General features: G+C 62.9%; 15 protein-coding genes. 5 read left to right on the forward strand and 10 right to left on the reverse strand.

The window, feature by feature from the left end:
- Window positions 1-131: 131 nt before the first annotated feature.
- The 3 genes from EB233_RS07950 to EB233_RS07960 form a co-directional block, all read right to left on the reverse strand.
- A complete protein-coding gene (locus EB233_RS07950; RefSeq protein WP_064992414.1) occupies window positions 132-1,139 on the reverse strand; it encodes an iron ABC transporter substrate-binding protein in 1,008 nt (335 codons plus the stop codon).
- Window positions 1,140-1,292: 153 nt separating this feature from the next.
- The gene (locus EB233_RS07955; protein WP_064992413.1) at window positions 1,293-2,519 is read right to left on the reverse strand and encodes a cytochrome P450; all 1,227 of its coding nucleotides are present in this window, start codon (window positions 2,517-2,519) and stop codon (window positions 1,293-1,295) included.
- The gene (locus tag EB233_RS07960; protein ID WP_155765470.1) at window positions 2,516-3,049 is read right to left on the reverse strand and encodes an N-acetyltransferase; all 534 of its coding nucleotides are present in this window, start codon (window positions 3,047-3,049) and stop codon (window positions 2,516-2,518) included. Before EB233_RS07960 ends, EB233_RS07955 begins: the two co-directional genes overlap by 4 nt.
- Before the next feature lie 196 nt (window positions 3,050-3,245).
- Here EB233_RS07960 and EB233_RS07965 point away from each other — a divergent pair, with 196 nt between their 5' ends.
- The 4 genes from EB233_RS07965 (at window position 3,246) to EB233_RS07980 (ending at window position 7,748) form a co-directional block, all read left to right on the forward strand.
- Window positions 3,246-4,292, forward strand: coding sequence for a hypothetical protein (locus EB233_RS07965; protein WP_155765469.1), 1,047 nt, complete (start codon window positions 3,246-3,248; stop codon window positions 4,290-4,292).
- Window positions 4,293-4,415: 123 nt separating this feature from the next.
- The gene (locus tag EB233_RS07970; RefSeq protein ID WP_064992410.1) at window positions 4,416-4,967 is read left to right on the forward strand and encodes a sigma-70 family RNA polymerase sigma factor; all 552 of its coding nucleotides are present in this window, start codon (window positions 4,416-4,418) and stop codon (window positions 4,965-4,967) included.
- Between the two features lies 1 nt (window position 4,968).
- Entirely contained in the window at window positions 4,969-5,607 is a 639-nt protein-coding gene (locus tag EB233_RS07975) for an NrsF family protein (protein ID WP_064992409.1), read from the forward strand.
- A 179-nt stretch (window positions 5,608-5,786) separates the two neighbouring features.
- A complete protein-coding gene (locus tag EB233_RS07980; RefSeq protein WP_064992408.1) occupies window positions 5,787-7,748 on the forward strand; it encodes a PAS domain S-box protein in 1,962 nt (653 codons plus the stop codon).
- A 28-nt stretch (window positions 7,749-7,776) separates the two neighbouring features.
- On the opposite strand, the gene EB233_RS07985 is transcribed toward EB233_RS07980, so the two are convergent.
- From EB233_RS07985 to EB233_RS08015, 7 genes are all read right to left on the reverse strand, one after another.
- Window positions 7,777-8,655 (reverse strand): 3-hydroxybutyryl-CoA dehydrogenase, encoded by an 879-nt coding sequence (locus EB233_RS07985; protein WP_027054054.1) that lies wholly within the window; start codon window positions 8,653-8,655, stop codon window positions 7,777-7,779.
- A 118-nt stretch (window positions 8,656-8,773) separates the two neighbouring features.
- Entirely contained in the window at window positions 8,774-9,703 is a 930-nt protein-coding gene (locus EB233_RS07990) for an electron transfer flavoprotein subunit alpha/FixB family protein (protein WP_027054053.1), read from the reverse strand.
- Window positions 9,704-9,723: 20 nt separating this feature from the next.
- On the reverse strand, window positions 9,724-10,473 hold the full coding sequence (locus EB233_RS07995; protein ID WP_064992407.1) for an electron transfer flavoprotein subunit beta/FixA family protein: 750 nt from the start codon (window positions 10,471-10,473) through the stop codon (window positions 9,724-9,726).
- Between the two features lie 234 nt (window positions 10,474-10,707).
- Entirely contained in the window at window positions 10,708-11,508 is an 801-nt protein-coding gene (locus tag EB233_RS08000) for a rhomboid family intramembrane serine protease (protein ID WP_027054051.1), read from the reverse strand.
- 32 nt (window positions 11,509-11,540) lie between these two features.
- Complete coding sequence (locus tag EB233_RS08005) at window positions 11,541-12,122, reverse strand: cob(I)yrinic acid a,c-diamide adenosyltransferase (RefSeq protein ID WP_064992406.1); 582 nt, start codon at window positions 12,120-12,122, stop codon at window positions 11,541-11,543.
- Between the two features lie 25 nt (window positions 12,123-12,147).
- Window positions 12,148-12,339: a twin transmembrane helix small protein gene (locus EB233_RS08010; RefSeq protein WP_027031242.1), complete on the reverse strand. Its 192-nt coding sequence runs from the start codon at window positions 12,337-12,339 to the stop codon at window positions 12,148-12,150.
- A 25-nt stretch (window positions 12,340-12,364) separates the two neighbouring features.
- A complete protein-coding gene (locus EB233_RS08015) occupies window positions 12,365-13,231 on the reverse strand; it encodes an SDR family oxidoreductase (RefSeq protein ID WP_081294384.1) in 867 nt (288 codons plus the stop codon).
- A gap of 58 nt (window positions 13,232-13,289) precedes the next feature.
- Between EB233_RS08015 and EB233_RS08020 the strand changes: the two genes are divergently transcribed.
- The gene (locus tag EB233_RS08020; protein ID WP_027054048.1) at window positions 13,290-14,141 is read left to right on the forward strand and encodes a YihY/virulence factor BrkB family protein; all 852 of its coding nucleotides are present in this window, start codon (window positions 13,290-13,292) and stop codon (window positions 14,139-14,141) included.
- The last annotated feature ends 21 nt before the right edge of the window (window positions 14,142-14,162 follow it).

Here is a 14,162-nt window from a genome sequence, read left to right on the forward strand (position 1 = left end):
AGGGACCACGGGCGACGGTCAGGAATGCAGCGTGTCGTCATCGACGATGCCATCTCGAAAACAAAACGCTCCCGCGGAAGGTAAAGTCCCGCGGGAGCACGGTCGGTTGCCCTTATTAGGACGAACGGCAACTAAAGCAAGCCGGCTGCCGTCATCAGGTCGGTGACCTTCTTGGAGTTCAGCGTCGCGGCGTCGACCTTCGGCGCCTGCAGGTCGGCGAGCGGCACCAGCTTCGGGTTGGATTCGGCACCCTTGCCGACGGCGTATTCGAAGGAGTTTCCGTTCTTCAGCACATCCTGGCCGCCCTTGCCGGTCACCCACTTCAGGAAGGCCTGGGCTTCCTTCGGATGCTTGCTCGAGGCGAGCACGCCACCACCCGAGACCGAGACGAACGCGCCCGGATCCTGGTTCTTGAAATAGTGCAGCGCGACGTTCTTGCTGTTCTCGCCGGTCTTGGCCTGATCGCCGAAGTAGTAATAGTGGTAGATCACGCCGCCTTCGATCTCGCCGGCATTGACCGCCTTCATGACAGTGCTGTTGCCCTTGTAAGCGGTGAAATTGGTCTTCATCGCGTTCAGCCAGTCCGCCGTCGCCGCCTCACCCTTGAGCTGCAGCAGCGCGCTGACGATGGCCTGGAAGTCGGCGCCCGAAGGCGAGGCGGCCCAGCGGCCCTTCCAGCTCGGATCGGCGAGATCGAGCAGCGACTTGGGCAGCTTGTCGGCGCTCAGCTTGGACTTGTTGTAGGCGAATACGGTGCTGCGCGCTGCGACGCCCACCCATTTGCCGCTGGCTGCCTGATAGTCGTGCGGCACCTGAGCCAGCGTGTCGGCATCGACCGGCGCGAACAGGCCGGCATTCTCGACCAGCACCATGGCCGGTGAATTCTCGGTCAGGAACACGTCGGCGGGCGAGGCCGCGCCTTCGGCGACGATCTGGTTGGAGAAGTCGCTGTCGCCGCCATTGCGCAAGGTGACCTTGATGCCGGTTTCCTTGGTGAACCCTTCGGCCCATTCCTTGGCTAGGCTCTCATGTTGCGCGTTGTAGACGATGATGTCGGCATCTTCTGCCATCGCCGGCGCGGTGATCAGGCTGATTGCCAGTGCGGTAGCACCGGCAAGGGCGGAAAGAGCGTGTTTCATGGCGTCGTCCTTGGTTTAAGGTTGGCAGGGCTCTCCTATCGATACCTGAGCATGGTAGTCAACATTTATGATCTGCTACAATCGGTCGCGAGGGCACAAGCCCCCGTGCCGGACCAACAATTCCTCGTGATGGCGATGCAATAACCGCGTGCTTCAGATCGCTGGCAGACCTGCCGCCCGGATCATCGGCGCGGTTTCCAGGCCGTAGAAAAGGACGGAATCACGCCGGACGACATTCGGGATATCCAGACGCCAGCCGCTGGCTTCTGTAAACAGGGCTTCCAGAAGGACAGCCAACTCTGCCCGCGCAACGTGCTGACCAAGGCAGGCGTGAAGCCCGGTGCCGAATGCCAGCGCAGATGAAACACCCGAGCGCAGGTCGAGGCGGTCGCCGGCCGGGAAAACCGAAACATCCCGGTTGGCGCTCGCCAGCACCGGTACGACCGCTTGGCCAGCCGCGATGGTCGCGCCGCCGATCTCCAGGTCCTGCGCGGCAATGCGGGCCCCGGCAAAATGCACCGGCGCACAAAAACGAAGCAGTTCCTCCGCTGCAGCCGACCAGCCGACAGTCCCGCCTTCGAGCAACGACAATTGGTCCGGGGCCTCTGCCAGTGCGGCCAGCGCATTGCCAAAGGTATCGACCACAGTGGCTTGTCCGGCAAAGAGCAGGAAGACGATGTTCGCAATGGCGTCGTCTCTGCGCCAGCGACCAGCCTCAACCTCGGCGAGCATCTGGGCCGAAATGCCGTTTGGGCGCACGCCGCCTCCCTCGATGGCTTGCGACGCCCATGCCTCCAGCCGGCGGCAGGCCTCATTGGCGTCGTTGTCGACATTCCCGGTGCGGATATCCAGGGCCTTGGCCATGCGCTGGGCGTCGCTTCCGATCAGCCAGGGATCGTCGATGTCGATGCCGAGGATCTGTTCAAGGCCCGAAAACGATAGCGGCAAGCCTATGTCGCGAATCGCGTCGAACCAAGGCTTGCCCGCCGCTGCCCGGGTCAGCTCCGATGCCTTGGGCATGAGCTGGTTGAACAGCCCTTTGCCGGCGGAAAACGTCAGGGAGCCAGCCAGGGGACGCCGCAGATGCATGTGTCGCGGCGGGTCGGACAGAAGCATCGAGCGTGTCAACAAATCCAACGCCGGATTGGCGCTGATCTTCTGCCTGACCTCCTGGTAGGTGCCTGGAGGTGCCTGCAACAAAAAGGGGTGTTTCAAGGCCTCGGATACGAGAGCGTGGCTGAACACGTACAAGGCCACGCCGACCTCCGGATAGGGAGGCTTGCCCCAACTGGCGCCACCCTCTGTCCGACGACGAGCGAATTCAGGAAAAGGATCGCTGCCAAGGGCGAAAGGATCGAAAAGATCGGGCTGGATCGTCATGGGGCGAGATCAACGGCAAAGATGACGCGAAACCCGCCAGAACTGATGTCCTGCGGCAGAAAATCGGGCGCCAAGTGAAGGAATTCGCACTGCAGAACGCGCCTGTAGAACCGCAGCAGCGGGTCCCTCGTTAGAGCCTCGACCGCGGGCGTCACGCCGGTCCGATGCCAATGGTCGATGGTCCGGCGAAACGCTGGATTCGGCCGAACCTTGTCGGGGAAATCGTCCTGGGCTCCCGCATAGGACGGACATCGCCCATCGCCGACCAGCCAGCGGGCTCCAACCCGACGGCCGTGCTCGGTCAGTTGCGACAAGAGGCGGCGTGCCATGTCGGTGCCGCGAAAGTCAGGCCGCAAACCAAGGTTGTAAACGTAGAGCGATCTGGCCGGTCCGGTCCGGGCTAGCGAAGAATAAGCGGAGAAGGTCTTCGGGAATTCTTCCCTGTCGTGAGGGTCCTGGCTGGTCTCCACGAAACCGATAGCGCCGGCAACGAGATGTTCGGCCACGGCGATGATCGTTGTATGTCCCAAGGAAAGACGGCGCCTGATCGTTTCTTGGCTGGCGCCGAGAGGCCCCCAAGCCGCCGCCTCCATCGCGGCCATGTCTGGAATATCATTTTCAACGAGCTGACGAAAAATGACAGGTCCCATCGTAGAATGCGGCCTCACCAATCCGCCGTTGAATGATTTACGTTAGCTGCTAGTGAGTCCATGGGGAGGGTGTCCAGTGATTTTCTATTTATGCCATCGCCTACATGCCAACACGCTCGCAAGTCTGCTCATCTATTTCCGGCGCGACCTCCAGGATTTTGTCCGCATTGTTCCTTATGAAGAGAGGAATCACCTGCTGGCGATATCCAGTGCTACTGTCATCTGGACCGATTTGGATCGCCTGAGCCAATCCGAGATACAGTCGAGCGCCGAACTCAGCGAACAATTGAGGATAGGGCAACCTGATATTGTGCAGCTCAATCACCCGGCAAAGACCCTCCAGCGGTTCGACCTGCTGCGTTTGCTCTACGCCGACGGCAGCAACCGCTTCAACGTGTACCGACCGGAAAAGCTGCCTGACGAATTGCGTTTTCCTGTGTTTCTGCGCGACGAGGCAGGCGCGACGTACAAAACGCCAAGGCTGTTGAATACCCCGGAACAACTCCGAGTCGAGATCGCCAATCTGGGCGCCGCGCGCTTTGTGCGTCCGATGGTGGTGGAATTTGAATCGAAGCCTCTTCGCGACGGGTATTACCGGAAATACGCCGCCTATCGCGCCGGTGACCACAGCTATGCGCAGCACTGCTTCGCCAGCCGGGACTGGTTCATCAAGGATCCAGGCAAGGGGATGGCGGGAGCGCATCTGGCAGAGCATGCGGCCTATGTTCGTGACAACCCGCACGCGGCCGAGTTGATGCCCATTTTCGAAAAGGCTGCGATTTCCTACGGCCGTATTGATTACACCATCGTCGATGCGCGCATCCAGGTGTTCGAGATCAATACCAACCCAACCGTGCTGAACTATCCGCCGACCATTTTCGATTCGTACGATTCGTTGCCTTACGCCAACATGCATGCCGATGCCTTGATGCGTCTCCCGCATGCGCAAGACCGCGTATCCCATCCTGACATCGACAGGGCTCATCTGCACCTTCTCGGCCGCCTGCGCACAAAGTACCGCAGGCGACGGGTCAAGCTGACGGTGCGCAAGGGCTTCAGCTTGTTCAAGGACACTGTCCTGGGAGCCAAGGCGTCGACGGATACGGGCAATCAAAGCAGATGACGCGCCGACGTCAGGCGCGCCCCCTCAAACTTTCTTGATTTGCCGGTACTTTGCCTTGGACATTATTTCGCCGGCCACGTAACAAATCAGTGCCGAGGCACGAAATCGGGGGAGTGAACTCTTGTGAGCGGCAAGGACGAGGCCGAGCTTTCCCGGCTGTTGCGGGCCGCGATCGCCGGAGATGAAAAGGCCTATGCCGACTTTCTGCATCGGATTGCCGCGCTGATGCGCGGCTTTATCCGGCGCAAGATCGTGCAAGGCGGAGTCGATCCCGAGGATGTCGTGCAGGAAACCTTGCTGGCCATTCATGTGAAACGGCATACCTGGCGCCAGGATGCGCCGGTGCTGCCGTGGGTCTATGCGATCGCCCGCTTCAAGCTGATCGATGCGTTCCGGCGGCGCGGACGGCGCATCGAGATCGATGTCGACGATATCGCCGAGACCTTTGCCGAGCCGGAAACCGAAACCGTCAGCGAGCGCGACATCAACAGGGCCCTGGACGGGCTGCCGCCGGCCCAGCGTTCCGTGGTCTCGGCCGTATCGGTGGAGGGCCGCTCGATCGGCGAGACGGCGGCGAAGTTCGGCATCAGCGAGACGGCTGTGCGTGTGTCGCTGCATCGCGGGCTTGCCGCGATAGCCAGGCGATTCGGGCAGGGTCGAGTTGGACGGGAATGACATGAGGACCGAGGATCTCATCAAGGCGCTTGACGCCGATGCAAGCAGCAAGGCGATGCCATTGCGCTCGGCCTGGTGGCTGGCCGCCGGCGCTGCCATCGTCATGGCGGCGATCGTCTTCGTGCTGACGATCGGCCCGCGCCCCGACTTCATGGTCGCCGCGCACACGATACGCTTCCTCGCCAAGTTCGTTTTCACCATCGTGCTGGCCGTCAGCGCCTTCGCCTCGATCCGGGCCTTGTCCACGCCAGGTGCCTCGACAGGCCGGGCGATGGCATGGATGCTGGCCGCGCCGCTGCTGGTGGCCGTGGCGGTGGTGCTGGAGCTGTTCATGGTGCCGGAGGCGTTGTGGGGCACGCGCATGGTCGGCTCCAACATGATGATCTGCATGGGCTTCATCCCGCTGATCGGCATCGGCCCGCTGGCCATCTTCCTGTGGATGTTGCGCTACGGTGCACCAACGCGGCCCGTGCTTGCCGGCGCGGTCGCCGGTCTGCTTGCCGGCGGACTGGCGGCGACCTTCTATGCCGCGCACTGTTTCGACGATTCGCCACTCTTCGTCGCCACCTGGTACACGATCGCGATTGCGGCACTTGCTCTGCTTGGCGCGCTCGGCGGGCGGTTTTTCGTGCGCTGGTAGCAGCCTATCCGCGACCACGGCCCCATGCACACCGATCCTTAATCATGCCGGCAATTGTTTGCCGGTTATCCCTGTCGCCAGAGCTCCGGGGGCAACCTTTCCTTAAAATCGATCCTTCAGGGTTTTAACGGGAAAAGCGATTGCCCACGGGGGTGGCACGGATCGTGACTTTGCGTGGAATGATTGGGCCGGGACCCTACAGGCGTGCAGCGCTGGCACTGTTTGTGGCCGGTATTGGCGTGGTGTCGGCCTTGCTTGTGCTGTCGAGGCTGGACCTTGGCGCGGAAGCGCTCAGACTTTGTCTTCAAGTGTCGGTAGTTGTGACAGCGGGCGCGCTTCTCCTCGCCGGCCTGTTTGTCGTTCGCATCTCGGACGACCGGCGGCAGATCGCGCGGAGCGAGCAGCGCTTCCGCCGGGCCATGCAGGATTCGGCGATCGGCATCGCCATTGTCGGGCTGGACGGGCGCATTATGGAAACCAATCCGGCCTTCGCCTCGATGCTTGGCTACAGCCGTGGAGAGATCGAGGCGCTGACCTTTCTCCAGATCACCCATCCTGACGACCTGCACATCGGGCGGGAAACCATGGAAGGCATCGAAGCGGGCACGGTCGACGCCTTCCAATTCGAAAAGCGTTACCTCAAGAAGGACGGTACACCCGTCTGGTCGCATCTCGCCGGCTCGGTCATTCGTGACGACAAAAACGGGCGTCCGCTCTACCTGGTCTCTCAGATCGAGGACATCGACGCGCGCAAGCAGGCCGAGGCTCGCATCGCCGAGGCGGAGACGCGCTGGAACTTCGCACTCGCCGGCGCCGGCCAGGGCGTCTGGGACCTCGATATGCGAAGGGGTGGCACGACCTACTCGTCGACGTGGGTCAAGATGCTGGGTTATGAGGACGGCGAACTTAATGGCGATCCCGACCATTGGCTGACGATGATCCATCCCGACGATCGCGAGGCCGTCGCCGACGCTGATCACGAGCACCTTGCCGGGAAGACCGATTTTTTCGAAGCCGAGTTCAGGATGCGTCACAAGGATGGCCGCTGGATCTGGATTCTCGACCGCGGCAAGGCCATCGAGCGCGACGGGGACGGGCGTCTGATCAGGGCCATCGGCAGCTTGACCGACATCACTCGGCGCAAGGAGACCGAGGAGCGCCTGACGGTGTCGGCGGCGATGCTGGCCGACGAGAAGGAGCGGCTCCGGGTGACGCTGCAGTCGATCGGCGACGCCGTTATCTGCACCGATGCGGCCAACCGCGTCACCTTCATGAACCCGGTTGCCGAGAAGCTGACCGGCGTTTCCGGGGAGGCGGCTCTCGGCAAGACGCTCGGCCATGTCTATTGGGCGGTCGACGAAGAGACGGGTCACAGGATCGGCGTGAGCCGGCCGGCGATCGGCGCGGAGGTGCCCTCCGACCAGAATAGCCGCGCCGTGTTGATCCGCCGCGACGACACACGCTGCAGCATCCGCCAGGTCGTGTCGCCGATCATGAACGAGCGCCACGAGTTCTGCGGGCTGGTCATCGTCTTCCAGGATTTTACCGATGCGCGCGCCCTGCAGCGGCAACTGGCCCACGCCGCCGCGCATGATGCGCTGACCGGCCTTGCCAATCGCTCCAGTTTCATCCGTACGATGGAGGAGATGGTCGATCAGGCGCGCAAGGATGCTACCGCGACCGGCAGCAGCGGGCGTCAATTCATGTTCGTCGACCTCGATCATTTCAAGCTGGTCAACGACACGGGTGGTCACGCCGCGGGAGACGCCTTGCTCAAGCGAGTCGCCGAGGCTGTGCGCGGCGTGCTTGGGCCTGAGGACATCGTCGCGCGCCTGGGCGGCGACGAATTCGCGGTCATCCTGAAATCGGGCTCGACCGCCAGCGCCAGGATCGCGGCACGCTCGATCATCGATGCGATAGCCGGACTGAACTTCACGTGGGATGGCCGGCCGCACGCGATCGGCGCCAGCATCGGGCTGGCGGCCATCAATTCCGATTGCGGCGAGGCGGACGAGATCATCGCAAGGGCCGACGCCGCCTGCTATGCAGCCAAGGCCTCTGGCCGGGGATGCGTTTGCGTGGCGCCGGACGGGATGATCACAGACGACAGGTCGGAACGGCCGCTAGCGGCCGCGTCGTGAGCGCCGGGCCGGACAAGGATCGTCTGGCTCAGCGCGTCGGAACGGGATGCTCGCCGCGATAGTCGTAGAAGCCGCGCCCGGTCTTGCGGCCGAGCCAGCCGGCTTCAACATATTTCACCAGCAGCGGGCAGGGGCGGTACTTCGAATCCGACAGGCCGTCATGCAGCACCTGCATGATCGACAGGCAGGTATCCAGGCCGATGAAATCCGCCAGCTGCAGCGGTCCCATCGGATGGTTAGCGCCGAGCCGCATGGCGGTGTCGATGGCGTCGACCGAGCCGACGCCCTCATAGAGCGTGTAGATCGCTTCGTTGATCATCGGCAGCAAGATGCGGTTGACGATGAAGGCCGGGAAATCCTCCGAGACCGTGATCGTCTTGTCGAGCTGCTTCACATAGGTCTTGGCCGCCTCGAAGGTCTGGTCCTCGGTGGCGATGCCGCGCACCAGTTCGACCAGCTTCATCAGCGGCACCGGGTTCATGAAATGTATGCCGATGAAGCGCTCCGGCCGGTCGGTCTGCGCCGCGAGCCGCGTGATCGAGATCGACGAGGTGTTGGTCGCAAGTATGGCTTCGGGATTGAGCTGCGGACAGAGCTGCGCGTAGATCTTGCGCTTGACCGTCTCGTCTTCCGTCGCCGCCTCGATCACCAGATCGGCGCCGGCCAGATCAGCCATCGCCGGTGCCGAGGCAATGCGCCCCATCGCCTCGTTGCGCAGCTTCTCGTCAAGCTTGCCGGACCCAACCTGGCGGGCCATGTTGCCGCTGATGGTGGCGATGCCCTTCTCGATACGGTCGGGCGAAATGTCGTAGATGAGCACCTTGTAGCCCGAAAGCGCGGAGACGTGGGCGATACCCCCACCCATCTGCCCCGCGCCGATGATGCCGATCGTCTCGATCTTGCTCATTACACCGATCCCGTCGAAAAACGCCTTTGCGGCCTGCTTTTTGTGCGGTGCAAACTAAAAGGGCGGGGCGACTTCGTCTACCCCACCCCAGGCATTTAATACGCTTTGCCAGACAGCGTCAAAGCGCCTTCTGCAACTCCGGCAGGACGACGAAGAGATCGCCGACGAGGCCGTAGTCGGCAACCTGGAAAATCGGCGCCTCTTCATCCTTGTTGATGGCGACGATGACCTTGGAGTCCTTCATGCCGGCGAGGTGCTGGATGGCGCCGGATATGCCGACCGCGATGTAGAGATCGGGAGCGACGACCTTGCCGGTCTGGCCGACCTGCCAGTCGTTCGGAGCGTAGCCGGCATCGACCGCCGCGCGCGAAGCGCCGACCGCCGCGCCGAGCTTGTCGGCGACGGGCAGGATGACCTCCTGGAACTTCTCCGAGGAGCCGAGCGCGCGCCCACCCGAAATGATGATCTTGGCCGAGGTCAGTTCCGGGCGGTCCGTCTCCGAGAGCTTGTTCTCGACAAAGGTCGAGAGGCCGGGATTGGCCGCCGCCTTGACGGTCTCGACCGCTGCCGAGCCGCCCTCGGGCGCTGCCTGGAAAGAGGCGGTGCGCACGGTGATGACCTTCTTGGCGTCGGTCGACTGCACGGTCTGGATGGCGTTGCCGGCATAGATCGGCCGCTTGAACGTGTCGGGCGAGACCACTTCGATGATCTCGGAGACCTGCGCGACATCGAGCAGGGCCGCGACGCGTGGCGCGACGTTCTTGCCCGACGAGGTCGCCGGCGCAATGATGGTATCATAGCCGCCGGCCAGCGACACGACCAGTGCGGCCGTCGGTTCGGCGAGGCGCTCAGCGAGTTCGTCGGCTTCGGCGAGCAGCACCTTGGTGACGCCCTTGAGCTTGGCTGCGGCATCCGCTGCACCCTTGGCGCCCTTGCCGGCCACCAGCACATGCACGTCCGAGCCGATCTGCAGGGCGGCCGAAAGCGCCTTGGCGGTCTGGTCGGAAAGGCTGGCGTTGTCGTGTTCGGCGATGAGGAGAATTGCCATTTTATCTGTTCCTTCCGATCTCAGAGCACGCCGGCTTCGTTCTTGAGCTTGTCGACCAGTTCGGCGACGCTCTTGACCTTGACGCCCGCCTTGCGGCCGCTCGGCTCCTCGGTCTTGATGACCTTGAGGCGCGGCTTGACGTCGGCGCCGTAGTCGGCGGGCGATTTCTCGTCGAGCTGCTTCTTCTTGGCCTTCATGATGTTGGGCAGCGAGGCATAGCGCGGCTGGTTGAGGCGAAGGTCGGCGGTGACGATCACCGGCATCTTCAGTTCCACCGTCTGCAAGCCGCCATCGACTTCACGCGTCACTTTGGCCTTGTCGCCGTCGATCACCACCTTGGAAGCGAAGGTGCCTTGCGCCCAGCCGAGCAGCGCCGCCAGCATCTGGCCGGTCTGGTTCGAATCGTCGTCGATCGCCTGCTTGCCGAGAATGACGAGGCCGGGCTGTTCGGCTTCGACAACACCCTTCAACACCTTGGCGACGCCGAGCGGCTCGGTCTGTTCGTCGGTCTTGACCAGGATGGCGCGGTCGGCGCCCATGGCGAGCGCGGTGCGCAAGGTTTCCTGCGCCTGCTGCGGGCCGATAGAGACGACGATGATTTCCTCTGCCTTGCCGGCTTCCTTGAGACGGATCGCCTCTTCGACCGCGATCTCGTCGAACGGGTTCATCGCCATCTTGACGTTGGCGAGTTCCACCGCCGAACCATCAGCCTTCACGCGAACCTTCACGTTCGCATCCACAACCCGCTTCACGGGCACAAGGATTTTCATTTGCCTGTCACCTCTTCACGCTAGTTGGGCGCGCTATAACAGCTTGCGCCCTTTCTGAGTTGTCGAAAGCCGACATTCCTGACGGAATTCCGGCCAGACGGAATTCCGGCCGGATGGAAATTCTGGTCTTTGCTCGCCTTGGGCTGCTCCTTAACAACCTTGGGCTCAGACGGAGACGTTTCCGTAGTTGGGGCAATCCCTGACGTCAATACGCTGCAAGCGCCTCAAATCGGTTCAGTTTGAGCCAGAAGGGTTTCCCCGGCCCCAGCGCGCCGCGGTGGCCGGCGGCTCGGGCGCCGCCGGTTCGGCGGCAACCGGCGGCTGGTCTGGGGTGGGAACCACGGCATCCTCGTCGGCGGCGGCAAAAAGCGGCACGCCACGGCTGCGCAGGACAAGCACCAGCACCGCACCGGCGATGATGCCGCCGATGTGGCAGGCCCAGGAAATCTGGTCCTCGCCACCGGTTGCGAACATGACGACCTGGAACAGCACCCACAGGATGAGCGGGATGAACGCCGGAATGCGCAAAGGGATGCGGGCAAAGGCCAGCACCCAGACCTTCACCCTGGGATAGAGGATGAGATAGGCGACGACGACGCCGGCGATGGCGCCGGAGGCGCCGATCAGGGGCACTTGCGAATCCCAGGCGACGAGCCCTTGGAAGGCAGCGCCGGCGACCGCACACAGGAGATAGAAGATCAGATAGCGGACGTGACCGAGCGCGTCCTCGACATTGTCGCCGAACACCCACAGGAACAGCATGTTGCCGCCGAGATGGAGGATGTCGGCATGCAGGAAGGAATAGGTTAGGTAGCTCAGGCTTTCCGGGATGACGACGAAGCGAGGGTCAAGCTCGGCCGTGTTGTGAACGACCGATGGAATGAAGCCGAGGCCAAGCACCGCCGCATTGGTGAAATTCTCGCCACCGAGTGCGGTGGCGCAATAGACCAGCGCGTTGAGCACGATCAGGCCGATTGTCACATATTGCAGGCGGATATGGCGCAGCCTGTTGGTGTCGTAAAGCGGGATGAACATCGGTCGCCGGCCCCCTCCGCTTTTCGATCCGTTCAGCGGTTCTTGCCGGGAACCCATAGCACGTCGGCATTTCCATTGTCATTGACCGCCCGGGCGGCGACAAACAGGAAATCCGAGACGCGGTTGATGTATTTCAGCCCGTCCTGGTTGACATGTTCACCCGGATTCTGGGCGAGCGCCACCATCAGCCGTTCGGCCCGCCGTGCCACAGTGCGGGCGAGATGCAGTGCCGCCGCCGCCGCCGTGCCGCCGTTGAGCACGAAGGATCTGAGCGGTTGGAGGTCCTTGTTGAGGAGGTCGATGTCCTTCTCGACGCGGTCGGTCTGCACGGCCACGATACGCAGCGGCTCATAGCCGAGCGGCTTGCCGTCATCGGGCACGGCGAGGTCGGCGCCGAGGTCGAAGAGATCGTTCTGGATGCGCGACAGCATGGCATCGATCGCCGGGTGGCTGGCTGCCGTGTGCACGCGCGCCATGCCGATGCAGGCGTTGGCTTCGTCGACCGTGCCGTAGGCATCCACCCGCAGGTCGGATTTCAGCCGCCTTTCGCCGGTGCCGAGACCCGTCGTGCCATCGTCGCCGGTGCGGGTGTAGATCTTGTTGAGCTTGACCACGTCGTCTCCCCCGCCGCCGATATCCTTACTTGCGCGTGAAATACACGGCCAGCAGGATCAGCACCAGCGCCACGGCCTGCAGCATGACGCGCGCCTGCATCAGCTTGTTCGAGGTGACGCCGGAACCGCCACGCATCATGTTGATCAGGCCTCGGATCAGCACGATCACCACGGCGGCCATGACCAGAATGGCGAGGATGTTGAAGACGGTTGCCATTGTTGCGTTTCCAGTTGTTTCGCGTTCAGGCGCGCTTGGCCATCAGGCGGTAGAGTATCGATGCCGGCAGGAAGCGTTTGAGCGCCGCGCCGATCTTGGCCGGCACCGTTACCACATAGTGCGGGCGCGGGCGCCGCGACAGAAGTGCATGTCGCAGAACCTTGTGGACCACTTCCGGTCCAGGCTTCAGCGCCGATTGGCTGCCGCCGGCGCGCAGCCGTTCCAATTGCGCGGTATAGTCGGCGCGGTGCACGGAATTCTCGATGTCGATGTTTTTCAGGAACCAGGGCAGGCCGTTGCTGGCGATCTTCGATTTTACCGGCCCCGGTTCGATCAGCGAAACATGGACGCCGCTGCCTTCCAGTTCCTGGCGCTGGCAGAGCATCAGCGCCTCGAGCGCATGCTTCGATGCCGAATAGGCGCCGCGAAAGCGCACCGGCACCAGGCCAAGGATCGACGAGCAATGGACGAGACGGCCATGGCCCTGGCGGCGCATCACCGGCACCAGCCGGCGGGTCAGGTCGTGCCAGCCGAAGAAATTGACCTCGAATTGCTCTTTCAACGCGGCCACCGAGAGGTCCTCGACCGCGCCGGCCTGAGCGTAGGCGCCGTTGTTGAAGAGCGCGCCAAGCCTTCCGTCCGTGCGGTCGAGCACCGAAGTCACCAAAGCGGCGATGGAGTCCGGTTCGCTGTAGTCGAGGTAGAATGCCTCGATACCGTCCGCTTCGAGCGCGGCGATGTCTTCCGGCTTGCGCGCCGTCGCGAACACCCGCCAGCCTTCCGACTTGAGCGCCCGGGCGCAATAGGCGCCTATGCCGGAGGACGCACCGGTGACGATGATGGTGCGCAACTCTGTCGCTGGCGAATTCGTGGTTTGATGAAGGGTTGCCATTTGCCGCATTCACTTCCCATATTCGCGGCGTCGAGACAATCGAAGGGAGCGCGGGTTCTTGCTGCGGAATATTGTCGCCCTGCGCCGCGTGCTCTACGACGCGCTCGGTCATTTCAACACCGACGACGGCTGGGCGATGGCCAGCCATCTGGCTATCACCTCGCTGATGGCGCTGTTTCCGTTCCTGATCTTCGCCACGACGCTGGGCAGCTTCCTCGGCGCCCAGGCCTTCGCCGACACGGCGGTGCACCTGGTCTTCGACACCTGGCCGGACCAGATCGCCAAGCCGATCGCGCACGAGGTGCTGAACGTGCTGACGGTACGGCGCACCGACCTTTTGACCTACGGCGTGCTGCTGGCCGCTTACTTCGCATCAAACGGCATCGAGGCGCTGCGCACCTCGCTCAACCGCGCCTATCGGGTCACCGAAACGCGCGGCATCATCTACCGCCGGGTGCAGAGCATCTTCTTCGTGCTGATCGCGACGGCCGGGTTCCTGGCGATCAGCGTGCTTTTGGTGTTCGCACCCTTGCTGGCGCGGTTGGCGGAAGCCCATTTCGAATGGATCAAGCCCTATACGGGCACGATCACGCTGTGGCGTTACGTCATCGCCTCTGCCGTCATCATCGGCGGGTTGTTTGCCGTGCATTACTGGCTGCCGGCCGGCAAGCGCCGCTTCGTCTCGCTGGTGCCGGGCATCATCTTCACACTGGCCGCATGGCTTGTCGGCTCGACGATGTTCGCCACCTATCTCGACCATTTCTCGTCCTATGTGACGACCTATGCCGGTCTCGCTTCGATCATGATCGCGGTGGTTTTCCTCTACATCGTCTCGGCGATCTTCATCCTCGGCGGCGAGCTCAACGCCGCGATCAGCCGCTATCTGGAGGCACGTGCGCGGGTTGGGTGAGGCGATAGCGGCGCCAGAAAT

This window comes from Mesorhizobium erdmanii (assembly GCF_013170725.1).
GTDB classification, from domain to species: Bacteria; Pseudomonadota; Alphaproteobacteria; order Rhizobiales; family Rhizobiaceae; genus Mesorhizobium; species Mesorhizobium erdmanii.